General features: G+C 73.5%; 11 protein-coding genes. 6 read left to right on the top strand and 5 right to left on the bottom strand.

The features are described 5' to 3' along the window. Window positions 1–2: 2 nt before the first annotated feature. Genes ADL15_RS34210 through kduD form a run of 3 tightly spaced genes read left to right on the top strand, consistent with a single transcriptional unit; the run spans window position 3 to window position 2675 of the window. Window positions 3–1085 (top strand): glycoside hydrolase family 88 protein, encoded by a 1083-nt coding sequence (locus ADL15_RS34210; RefSeq protein ID WP_083972131.1) that lies wholly within the window; start codon window positions 3–5, stop codon window positions 1083–1085. Between the two features lie 10 nt (window positions 1086–1095). Then, a complete protein-coding gene (gene iolB / locus ADL15_RS34205) occupies window positions 1096–1920 on the top strand; it encodes a 5-deoxy-glucuronate isomerase (RefSeq protein WP_083972123.1) in 825 nt (274 codons plus the stop codon). A gap of 5 nt (window positions 1921–1925) precedes the next feature. Then, entirely contained in the window at window positions 1926–2675 is a 750-nt protein-coding gene (kduD, locus tag ADL15_RS34200) for a 2-dehydro-3-deoxy-D-gluconate 5-dehydrogenase KduD (RefSeq protein ID WP_269748407.1), read from the top strand. Here the strand turns inward: kduD and ADL15_RS34195 are convergent. Together ADL15_RS34195 and ADL15_RS34190 are read right to left on the bottom strand one after the other, a co-directional pair. Then, the gene (locus ADL15_RS34195) at window positions 2672–3205 is read right to left on the bottom strand and encodes a GNAT family N-acetyltransferase (protein WP_067699774.1); all 534 of its coding nucleotides are present in this window, start codon (window positions 3203–3205) and stop codon (window positions 2672–2674) included. The two genes, kduD and ADL15_RS34195, sit on opposite strands and share 4 nt — an antisense overlap. A gap of 42 nt (window positions 3206–3247) precedes the next feature. Further along, window positions 3248–4690: a GGDEF domain-containing protein gene (locus ADL15_RS34190; RefSeq protein WP_067699772.1), complete on the bottom strand. Its 1443-nt coding sequence runs from the start codon at window positions 4688–4690 to the stop codon at window positions 3248–3250. Window positions 4691–5082: 392 nt separating this feature from the next. On the opposite strand from ADL15_RS34190, the gene ADL15_RS34185 reads away from it, so the two are divergent. Together ADL15_RS34185 and ADL15_RS34180 are read left to right on the top strand one after the other, a co-directional pair. Beyond that, window positions 5083–5442 carry an MFS transporter gene (locus ADL15_RS34185; RefSeq protein WP_067699770.1) on the top strand — a complete coding sequence of 120 codons (360 nt, stop codon included), beginning with the start codon at window positions 5083–5085 and terminating at the stop codon, window positions 5440–5442. After that, a complete protein-coding gene (locus tag ADL15_RS34180; protein ID WP_157441776.1) occupies window positions 5406–5762 on the top strand; it encodes a hypothetical protein in 357 nt (118 codons plus the stop codon). The genes ADL15_RS34185 and ADL15_RS34180 overlap by 37 nt, the downstream gene beginning before the upstream one ends. 89 nt (window positions 5763–5851) lie before the next feature. Here the strand turns inward: ADL15_RS34180 and ADL15_RS34175 are convergent, their stop codons facing one another. Then, window positions 5852–6601 carry a M23 family metallopeptidase gene (locus tag ADL15_RS34175; RefSeq protein WP_067699768.1) on the bottom strand — a complete coding sequence of 250 codons (750 nt, stop codon included), beginning with the start codon at window positions 6599–6601 and terminating at the stop codon, window positions 5852–5854. A 133-nt stretch (window positions 6602–6734) separates the two neighbouring features. Here ADL15_RS34175 and ADL15_RS34170 point away from each other — a divergent pair, with 133 nt between their 5' ends. Then, window positions 6735–7346, top strand: a complete 612-nt coding sequence (locus ADL15_RS34170; RefSeq protein WP_198171138.1) for a response regulator — start codon at window positions 6735–6737, stop codon at window positions 7344–7346. Here ADL15_RS34170 and ADL15_RS34165 read toward each other — a convergent pair. Next, window positions 7343–9148, bottom strand: a complete 1806-nt coding sequence (locus tag ADL15_RS34165; protein WP_157441775.1) for a hypothetical protein — start codon at window positions 9146–9148, stop codon at window positions 7343–7345. The two genes, ADL15_RS34170 and ADL15_RS34165, sit on opposite strands and share 4 nt — an antisense overlap. A gap of 21 nt (window positions 9149–9169) precedes the next feature. Next, window positions 9170–11158, bottom strand: coding sequence for a sensor histidine kinase (locus ADL15_RS54590; RefSeq protein WP_198171129.1), 1989 nt, complete (start codon window positions 11156–11158; stop codon window positions 9170–9172). Between the last annotated feature and the right edge of the window lie 7 nt (window positions 11159–11165).

The following is an 11165-nucleotide window of genomic DNA, read 5'->3' as shown; positions in this document are numbered from 1 at the left end:
TCATGACGGCGATCGACGTGACCGCCGCCGCGGTGACCGCGGCACTGTCCATCATCGACGCGAACCTGGCCGAGTTCGGCGACCGGTATCCCGGCGACACCACCGTGCACGACCGGTACCGGCTGCGACCCGCGAACGAGGGCTGGACCACCAGCTTCTGGCCCGGTCAGCTCTGGCTGGCCTACGACCTGACCGGGGACGACGGGTATCTGGCGGCGGCGAGCGGGCACGTCGGCAGCTTCGCCGCGCGGATCGACGACCGGGCCGATGTGGACACCCACGACCTCGGTTTCCTCTACACGCTGTCGTGCGTGACGGCGTACCGTCGTACCGGAGATCCGGAAGCGAAGCGCGCCGCGCTGGCGGCGGCCGACCACCTGATGTCTCGCGTCCTGGAGCCGGCCGGGATCATCCAGGCCTGGGGTGACCTGCGGGATCCGGCGCAGCGCGGCCGGACCATCATCGACAGCCTGATGAACACGCCGCTGCTGTTCTGGGCCACACAAGTTACCGGCGATTCGCGTTATGCGTCGGTGGCCGCACGGCACGCGGCGCAGCTCAGAGACCACATTCTGCGGCCGGACGGAAGCACGTATCACACGTTCTACTGGGATCCGGCGACCGGCGAACCGCTGCGCGGCGAGACCGAGCAGGGCCACGCCGACGACTCGTGCTGGGCGCGCGGGCAGGCCTGGGGCGTCTACGGCTTCGTGCTGAACCACCGGCACACCGGCGACCCGTCGTTCCTGGCCGCGGCCCGGCGCTGCGCGGACTACCTGCTGGCACACCTGCCGGCCGACGGCGTCCCGTTCTGGGACCTGGCGCTGACCGGCGTCGAACGGGACTCGTCCGCGGCCGCCATCGCGGTCTGCGGCCTGCTCGAACTCGGCGAACCGGCGCTCGCCGAGCGCATCCTCGGCTCGCTGATCGGCGGCTATGCGAGCGCCGGCAGCGCGCTGCTGCGGCACGGCGTCTACGACAAGCCCAAGGGCGTCGGCGTCGACGAGGGCACCCTCTGGGGCGACTACTTCTACCTGGAAGCCCTCACCCGCGTCACCCGTCCCGACTGGATCCACCCCTGGTAAGGAGCATCCGATGGACTACAAGTACCACTGCTACATCCCGGCGTCGCCGGGGCGCAACGAGCTGCCCTTCAACCCGTGCAAGCTGCTCGACTTCACCCTGCTCAAGCTGAACGCGGGGGAGTCCTGGTCGGGGGAGTCCGGCGACCGGGAGATCCTCGCGGTGATCCTCAGCGGCACGGCCACGTTCACCGTCGGGGCGGCGAAGTTCCCCGAGGTGGGCGGGCGGGCGAACGTGTTCTCCGGCAAACCGCACTCGGTCTACATCCCGGCCGGTGTCGCGGTGACCGTCGAGGCGCTCGGGCCGGTGGAGATCGCCCTGCCCAGCGCGCCGTCCGACCTGGCCACCGAGCCGTACGTGATCGGGCCGGAGCGGGTCGCGGCCGGGCGCTGGGGCGCGGCGAACTTCGGGCGCACGTACCACCAGATCCTGACCGAGATCGCCCAGCCGGACCTGCCCGCGCGGCGGCTGATCGTCGGGGAGACGTTCACGCCGAGCGGGAACTGGAGCACGTACCCGCCGCACCGGCACAAGGTCGACAACCTGCCGGCCGAGGCGGCGCACGAGGAGATGTACTACTTCAAGGTGCAGCCCAGCGACGGTTTCGGGATCTGCCGGATGTACACCGACGAGGGGTACGAGGAGAACTTCACGGTCCGCGACCACGGCGTGCACATGATGCCGGAGGGCTACCACACCGTGGTCAGCGCGCCCGGCTACGTCACGTACTACCTGTGGTTCCTGGCCGGCACGCAGCGGACCCAGGGCGCGCTGGAGGACGTGGACCTGAAGTGGGTCGGCAAGGCGGTGCCGATGCTGCGCGACCTGGGCCACTGATGATCATGGACGCGTTCCGCCTGGACGGGCGGGTCGCGCTGGTCACCGGCGGGAACCGGGGACTGGGCCGGGCGTTCGCGGTGGCGCTCGCCGAGGCCGGCGCGGACGTCGCGGTGCTGTCCCGCTCCGCGCCGGAGGAGACCCTCGCGCGGATCGAGCAGACCGGGCGGAAGTCGTTGTGGGTGCCGGTCGACCTCGCGGCGTTCGACGCGACCGCGGTGGTCGAACAGGTGACCGGCGCGCTGGGCCGCTGCGACGTCCTGGTCAACAACGCCGGTCTGATCCGGCGCGCGGACGCCGCCGACGTCACCGACCAGGACTGGGCCGAGGTGCTCCGGGTCGACCTGGACGCGGTCTTCCAGCTGTGCCGGGCGGCCGGCCGGGTGATGCTCGCCCAGGGCCGCGGCTCGATCATCAACGTGGCGTCGCTGCTGTCGTTCCAGGGCGGGATCCGGGTACCGGCCTACGCGGCGGCCAAGCACGGCGTGGTCGGGCTGACGAAGGCCCTGGCCAACGAGTGGGCGCCGGCCGGGGTCAACGTCAACGCGATCGCGCCCGGGTACATCGCCACCGACAACACCGCGGCGCTGCGCGCCGATCCGGACCGCAGCGCCGCGATCCTGGACCGGATTCCGGCGGGCCGCTGGGGCGATCCAGAAGATCTCATCGGTACGGCGGTGTGGCTCGCCTCGGACGCCGCCCGCTACGTGCACGGCGCGGTGATCCCGGTGGACGGCGGCTGGCTGGCCCGCTAGGAGCGGCGCTCCGTGGTCACCAGGATCTCGGTCTCGCCGGGGGCGGTCGGCTCCCGGCGGGACCGGTCCACCTCGGTGAACCCGGCCTTCGCGGCGACCGCGGCGGACGCCTTGTTGGCCTCGTCGAACCGGACGACAACCCGCTCGACGCCGTCCAGGGTGAGCGCCACCCGGGTCAGCACGGTGACCGCCGCGGTCATGTGGCCGCGCCCGGCGAACGGCGTGCGGATCCAGTAGCCGATCTCCAGGGTGCCCGGGCCGAGCCGGGTCATCAGGCCGATCGAGCCGATCAGCTCGCCGATCGTGGTGAAGACCGCGTAGTTGAACTCGGTGCCGGCGTCCCAGCTGTCCACCGACATCTCGATGAAGGCGCGGCTCTGGTCCAGGCCGTAGCCGTCGACGGCCCAGGGCAGGAAGGGCTGGAACTCGGGGAGGGACTCGCTGACCGCGTCGGCCGCCTCGACGGCCCAGGCCGGCTCCCAGCGCTTGAGCACGAGTTCCCCGGCGTTGATCATTTCTGGCACGTCCATGGCGGCCAGCCTGCCCGCCGCCCCGGCCGGAGGCAACCCGGTTCAGGCCGCGGTGTGCTGGCGGTGGCCGGGCTTGCCGGCGTACATCGCGGTGTCGGCCTGGGCGATCAGGCCGGCCCGGTCCAGACCGCTGCCGGCGGCGGCCCGGGCCGCACCGATCGTGACGCCCACCGTGACCGGGACACCACCGGGCAGCGGGATCGGGGCGAGCACGGTGCTGCGGATCAGGTCCTGCAGGCCGGCGATGTCGCTCTCGGTGCCGGAGCGGCACAGCACCAGGAACTCGTCGCCGCCCAGCCGGCCGACCTCGCCGTCCGGGCCGACCAGCGCGGTCAGCCGGGCCGCGACGGTCCGCAGCACCTCGTCACCGGCGGCGTGCCCGTGCCGGTCGTTGATCGGTTTGAAGCCGTCCAGGTCGCAGAGCAGCAGGGTGACCGCCTGCCGCCGGTCCAGCGCGCGATCGATGTCGGCCATGATCTGCCGCCGGTTGACCAGGCCGGTCAGCTCGTCGTGCGAGGCCTGGAACGCCAGCACCTGCTCGGCCTTGTCGCGCTGCCCGGAGAGCTGCTTGAACCGCACCAGCACCAGCGGGATCACCAGCAGCATGCTGATCGGCAGCAGCGGGTCGGCGGCGCCGATGCCGCGCAGCGCCTGCACCGCCGCGATCGCCGGGTTCACGCTGAGCGCCAGCCCGAGCCAGCCCAGCCGGAACCGGCTCGCCCGGCGCTCGACGACCGCCTGCGGCTCGACCACCATGGGCGCGCCCGGGTGTACCGCGCCGGCCGCCATGGTCATGAAGGCGAGCATCATCAGCAGCCCGGACCAGGTGCCGCGGTACGGCACGCCGAGCGCGCCGGCGGCCGGGGCGCCTGCGGTCAGCAGCACCGTGACCAGCAGATAGTGGATGGTGCCGCGGGCCGGTCCGGTGGCCGCGGCGGCCATCCGGAGCAGGCAGCCGGTCACCGCGCAGAGCGCCAGCACGTCGATCAGCACCTGGGTCATGCCCAGCGGGGTGGCGTCGGCCGGCATGTGCGGCTGGAACACCCCGGCCCAGAGCACCCCGCCGGCACACACCCCGAACATCGCGCCGTCGACGATCCCGCTGGCGTCCGCGCTCATCCGGGCCCGGACCGCCATCCCCGCGCCGACCATGAACAATCCGTGCGCGGCGGCGAGCATCAGGTCGGCGGGCCGGCCCTCGGCCCGGCCGAGGTGGCCGTCGATGATCCAGTACGGCCAGATCAGGTGGTCGGCGAGCAGCAGCACCAGCCCGGCGATCGCGACCAGCCAGGGCCGCCGGTGCCTCAGGTGCCCGGCGAGCAGCGCCTGGACGAACAGCAGGATCGAGGCGACCACAACGACCGTGTAGATCGTCGCGCGGCCGCCCGCGCCGGCCGGCAGGTACGCGACGACGGCGCCGAGGGCGCAGACCAGGAGGCCGGCGTGCACGATCCACGCCGGCGCGGTGGCTCGGGGCCAGCGCATCTGTTCTCCCTCTGTCGGCTCGGCTCGCACCCATCGGCCGTGCCGGAGCCGACCTGAGGAAGCGGTGCTCCGGCGGCCGCCCGGTTCTGATCATGCCGGTCGGTGCGTCGTTCTGTGGGCCGCCGGGGATGTCGTTCTTCATCGGATGAGCCGGATGGAGCCGGATGGAGCCGGATGGAGCCGGATGGAGCCGGACGTGGCCAGGCGTCCGGATCAGGACCGTCGGCCGGTCCGCCGCCGGATGAAAAGATAATATGCCCGACTTCTACGCATACGTAACTTAGTTCTGGTGAGCCGATCCCCCCGGTGAAGGAGGTGCTTCTGATGCGTGGTCGTAGCTGGGGCATCTGGACCTGGGACGACCGCCGTCGACTCATGTACAAGGACCATTCGTGCCCGAACCGCAGGCCGGCTATCGCGAGATCTTCGCGGTCCGCGAGTACCGCCACCTCTTCGCCGCCAACCTGCTGTCGCTGATCGGCGACCAGCTCACCGCGGTCGCTCTGTCCTTCCTGGTCTACCAGCGGTCCGGCTCGTTGCTGCTGGCCGCGCTGACGTTCGCCGGCTCGTACCTGACCTGGGTGGTCGGCGGCCCGCTGCTCTCGGTGCTCGCCGACCGGCTGCCGCGCCGCCGGGTGCTGCTCACGTGCGACCTGATCCGGGCCGGGCTGGTCCTGGTCATGCTGATCCCCGGTCGGCGCAGACCGTGCTGGCCGTGGACGCCACCACCTTCCTGCTCTCGGCCGTGCTGATCGCCACCGGTCTGCGGCGCTGCGCCGCCGCGGAACCGTCCGGTTCCTGGTGGTCCGAGACGACCGCCGGTGTACGGGTGGTCTTCACGAACCGCACCCTGCGTTCGTACCTGCTGCTCTTCTGGCTGTCCTGCCTGGTCTACGCGACCGAGGGAGTGGTGGCCCCGCTGGCCGGCGAGTACGGCGGCGGCGCACGCACCGTCGGCCTGCTGCTGGCGATGCTCGCCGTCCTCACGGTCGTGGCCACCTGGCCGTCCCCGGATCGCGCGCCGGTCAGCGAACCGGCCGGTGAAACACTCCGCGAACCCGTCAGCGTCTGACCCGGCCCGCCGCCGGGCGGCGCTCGAAAGCGTCAGCCAAAGAGCCGGCGGCTCGAAACGGTCAGCCGGAGGGCCGGCCGCTCACGGCTTCAGCCGAAGGTGGTGGCTTTCTTCGGGCAGCCGTTCTCGTCCTTCCACTTCCGCACCGCGGCGACCGGGGACTTGTCCTTGCCGGCCTTCCAGGCGTCCAGGTACGGCCACGGGAAGACGGTGCCGCGCTGGTTCCACCAGTCGCCGACCTTCGCGCACGGCGGGGAGATGCCGAAGTGCAGGTGGCAGGCGCTCGCGTCGCCGGTGTCACCGATCTCGCCGATCTTCTGACCGACGGTGACCCGGGCACCGACCTGCACGCCCGCGGCGATCTTCGACAGGTGCGAGCCGTAGTAGCGCACCCCGTCGTCACCGAGCATCGAGACGGACAGGCCACCCCGGGTCTCACCGGCGTTGACCGACGCCTTCCAGGTGTCCTTCCGGTTGACCACCAGGATGGTGCCGTCGGTGACGGCGCGGACCTTGTTGCCACAGTCCGTGATGATGTCGCTGGCCGCGTAGTCGTGGTGCGTCCGCGCGTACGAGTTGGTGCCGACGACCGGGAACACGTACTCGAAAGCGGTCTTCGCCGGGATCGGGGTCGCCGAGGTCGCGGCCGGAGCGCTGGGGCTCGCGGCGGTCGCGCTCGGAGCGGCGGTGACCTCGGCCGGCGGGGCGACCGGGACCGACGCGGCCGACGACGCGGCAGAGCCCTCACCGACGAAGTACGGCTCGTCGCTCGTGCCACCGCAGGCGGCCAGCGCCAGCGCGGATGTCATGGTCACGATCCCGACCACGAACTTGCGCATCGTGCGGTCCCCTCCTCGCCTATCGGCTCCGCGGCTGCGGCGCCGAACGCCCACTCTAGGGAACCCGGCCCCGGACGGCGAGCCGGCGCCCGGCGGGCACGCGGCTATCGTGACGGGCGTGAACGTGCGCGTGATGGTCGTCGATGACCACCCGATGTGGCGGGACGGGGTGGCGCGGGACCTCACCGAGGCCGGTTATCTGGTCACCGCGGCGGTCGGCGAGGGCCGGCAGGCGTTGCGGGTGGCCGCCGCGGCCCGCCCCGAGGTGGTCGTGCTCGACCTGCAGCTGCCCGACCTGTCCGGGGTCGAGGTGGTCCGCGGGCTGCGCGCCACCCAGCCGGACGTGCGGATCCTGATGCTGTCGGCCAGCGGCGAGCACCGCGACGTGCTGGACGCGGTCAAGGCCGGCGCCACCGGGTACCTGCTGAAGTCCGCCGGGCGGCAGGAGTTCCTGGACGCGGTGCGCAGCACGGCCGACGGCGACCCGGTCTTCACCGCGGGGCTGGCCGGCCTGGTGCTCGGCGAGTACCGGCGCCCCGGCGGTCCCCGGCTCACCGAGCGGGAGACCGAGGTGCTGCGGCTGGTGGCGAAGGGGCTGTCGTACAAGCAGATCGCCGAGCGGCTGGTGCTGTCGCACCGGACCGTGCAGAACCACGTGCAGAACACGCTCGGCAAGCTGCAGATGCACAACCGGGCCGAGCTGGTCCGCTACGCCATCGAGCAGGGCCTGGACGGCTCCGCCTAGAGCGGCGTCTCGAGCAGCAGCACCCGGTCGTCGCGGACCACCAGCACCCGGCCGTCCTCGCTGACCGCCAGCATCTCCTTGCGGCCCTCGCCGGCGTACGTGTCCAGCGGCACGCTCGTGCACGCCGAGCCGGCGCAGCGCCACACCGTCTCCCGGCGGTACCGCTGCGGTTCCGCGCTGCCGACGGTGATCCGGAAACCGGCGGCGGGGGCCGCCGCCACGGCCGCCGCCACGTAGGTGGCCCGCCGGGCGAGCACCACCACGCCCGACTCACCGGTGCCGAAGTCGCCCAGCTGCCAGGTCCGGTCGCCGTCGAATACCAGGTCGCCGGAGAGGGCGGCGGCGCGGTCGCCGGACGACGTCCAGGTGGTCACGGCCTCGCCGGCCGGCTGGAAGTCCTGGCCGCACCGGGACCGGTCGCAGGTGTAGCGCAGGATGCTGTGGCCGAGCCAGAACGCGGCGGCCGGCCGGCCGCCGGTGCCGATCGTCAGCCGGGCGCGCCGGCCGTCCGGGTAGTCGTCCGACGGGGTGCGGTCGGTGACGCCGAGCTCGTGGCGTTCCGGCGTGGCGCAGGCGACCTCGGCGCAGCGGATCAGTGTGAGCCGGTAGCGGCCGTAGGCGCCGCCGCTGACCGGCGCGGCGACGAAGAACCAGAGGGCGCCGTCCGGCGCCGATGCCCCGGCCACCTCCAGGTTGAGGCTCATGTCCAGCTTGTCGGTGGCCGAGGTCCGCACCGGAAGGTACGCGGTACGACACCCGTCCGGTACGCACCGCGCGTAGTTGAGGAACGGCCCGCCGGCGTCCTCGCCCCCGCTCGTCGACGTCTTGACCACCGTCCCGTCCGCGCCGATCGTGGTCGTGGTCCAGCTGTCCACCGCGGCCGGCCCGCCGGTCACCCCGTGGTACCGGGTGCACCGGTCGTCGTCGCAGTACCGCACCCCGGCCAGGGTGACGATCACCGGGTGCTGCCCGGCCGGCCAGCCCACCGCCGCGACCGTGCTGTCGGTCCCCGGACCGGTCCGGATCACCGGCGCCTGGTACGGGTTCTGAGTCACCGCGCCGACCGTCAGCGCGGCGGTCAGCACGGCCGCGGTGGCGAACGGCCACACCCGGGCCGGTCGTTCCGGCGCGGCCGGCTCCACGTGCCGCCGGGTGGCCGCACCGGCCTGCACGGCGATCACCGCGGCCAGCAGCAGCGCGTCCAGCGGCCGGTCGGCGTACGGCACCGGGCCGGCCTGGCCCCGGAACCAGCCGAGCAGCATCGGCAGCAGCACCGCGGCCAGCAGGAACGTGCCGGTCTCGGCGCGGCCCGGCACCCGCCGCGGCTCGCCGACCGCCCAGCCGATCCCGATCAGCAGCACCCGGGCCGTCAGGTAGGCCGCCACCACCAGCACCGCGAGGGCCAGCAGCACGAACACCGGGCCGGTGCTGACCTCGGCGACCGTCCACAGTGCCAGCCCGGCGGCGCCGGCGGTCGCCACCGCGCCGAGCGCGAAGACCGGCAGCCGCCGCATCCCGTGCCAGATCGCCTCGGCCGGGCTGGCCGAGCCGTCCCGGGCCACCACCCAGGCCGCCGCGACCAGCCCGATCAGCCAGAACAGCACGGTCACCGCGGGCCGCGCCCAGGTGGCCGCGCCGGCGCCGCTCACCTGCGGGTTCCCGTCCAGGATCACCAGCACGTCGCCGTCCGCGAAGAGATCGAGCAACGTCGAGACGAGCAGGTGTCCGGCCACGACCAGCAGCAGCACGCCGGTCAGTGGCCGCCGGGCCGCCCAGGCCACCCGGTAGGAAGAGGAAAGCACCTGGTCAGCCTAGAGATGATGTCAAATACCCCGGGGTACCCAGAACTCCACTTCGGTGCCCTGGCCGGGGCTGCTCTCGATGCTCATGGTGCCTTTCAGATCGGTGATCCGGCCGCGCATCGACTGGGCGACGCCGAGCCGTCCGTGCCGCTGCGCCTCGTCCAGCCGGCCGGGCGCGAACCCGGCGCCGTCGTCGCGGACGGTCACCCGCACCCCGTCGCCCTCGTCCTCCAGCAGGATCCAGACCCGGGCGCCGTCACCGGCGTGCCGGCGGACGTTGTCCAGCGCGGCCCGCACCGCCGCGACCAGCTCGCGGGCCTTGACCTCGGCGAGTGGCACCTCCTGCGCCGGCGCGGCGACCTCGATCCCCGGCGCGGCCAGCCCGGTCAGGGCGGTCCGCAGGTCGGTCCCGCCGCTGCCCCGGGCGGGCGGGACCAGCGTGCCGCCGCCGGCCAGGAGTTTGCGCAGCGCGGCCTCCTGCTCACCGGCCAGCCCGGCGAGCGCGGCCAGCTGCGTGCCGGACGCGCCGGCCTCCGCGCCCTGCCGCTGGACCATGGCCAGCACCTGGAGCACCCCGTCGTGGATCGGGCGGGCCAGCCGGTCGCGTTCGGCGGTGGCCGCCTCCTGCCGGATCTGCTCGGCCCGCTGGCGTTGCGCCCAGCGCTCGGTCAGGTAGTGCGCGACGCCCAGCCCGGCGACCGCGGCCCCGGCCACCAGCAGCAGCAGGCCGGACGTGGTGAGATGCGAGTTCGACGACGTCCCGCCGTCGGTCTCCAGGTATGTGGCCTGCAGGGTCTGCGTGCCGCCGGTCGCGATCACCGCGGCCAGCGGGCCGAGCGCCGCCGGGATCGCGCCGGTGCGGTTCAGCGGCGGCGCGGCCGCACCGGCCACCGCGGTGCCGGCCGCGACGACCAGGACCATCATCAGCAGCCCCGGCACCACCCGGTGCTGCTCGGCGATGCGTTCCGGGCTGCCGGTGGTGGCGGCGTGCGCGATGAACACCGAGGTGGCCGCCGCCACGGCGAGCGATCCGGCCATCGCCACCCGCCACCGGCTGAGCACCGCGAGGACGCCGAGCACCAGCCCGGCGAGCGCGCCCAGCCAGCGCGCCGGCCCGGCGAAGGCGAGCGCCCCGGTCGCCAGCGACAGCGGTGCGGCGACCGCGACCTGCGCCACCGCGGCGGTCAGCGCGCCGCCCAGCGACCACAGCCCGCCCAGCGCGGCGAGCCCGGCCGCCACCACCAGGGTGACCGCGCCGATCATCGCGACCTGGGCGTACGGGTGCCGCTGCAGGGTGAACGCGTCGACACCCATCAGCGCCGCGACGTCCGACGTGTCGAGCTGCGAGAGCGGGACGGCGAGCGTCACGGCGAGCGTGCCGGCCAGCGGCAGCCGCCATCGCTGCCACCGGCCGGCCGGCGCGGCTTCCCGATCCGCCGGCCCGTCCGCGGCCGGGTCGCCGCGCCGCAGCGTCCACAGTGCCGCGACGGCGCCGGCCAGGCCCACGACGACCATGGCGTGCATCGCGACCAGGTAGCCCGAGCCGGGCTGGTAGTACACCGCGAGGAGCCCGCCGATCGTCGAGCCGACCAGGCGCGCGCCGAGGGCCAGCCCGGCCATCGCCGCGCCGAGTCCGGGCGCGCCGCGGCGCAGCAGGCTCTGCGCGCAGCCGAGCACGCCGACCAGGATCGTCGCCTGCGGGACGGTGGTCAGGCAGAGCCGGACGAGGTAACCGGTGACGTCCGGCGCCACCAGCACCCAGCCGGCCGCCAGCCCGCCGGCCACGATCAGGTACGGCCACCAGCGCACCAGCACCAGCGACAGTGCGATCACCGCGATCGGCGCCACGGCCAGCGACCACTCGGCGCCCTGGTAGACCTGACCACGCCCGATGTTGGTGGCGAACAGCGGGAGGCCGCCGCTCGCCGAGGTCGGCAGGGTGGCGAGCAGCAGCACACCGCTGAGGCCGGCCAGCGTCACCGGCCATCGACCGGTCGACCACGTATTCATGGCGCTG

The sequence above is a fragment of the Actinoplanes awajinensis subsp. mycoplanecinus genome (assembly GCF_001509495.1).
GTDB classification, from domain to species: Bacteria; Actinomycetota; Actinomycetes; order Mycobacteriales; family Micromonosporaceae; genus Actinoplanes; species Actinoplanes palleronii.
This window is presented reverse-complemented; position numbering and strand designations above follow the sequence as displayed.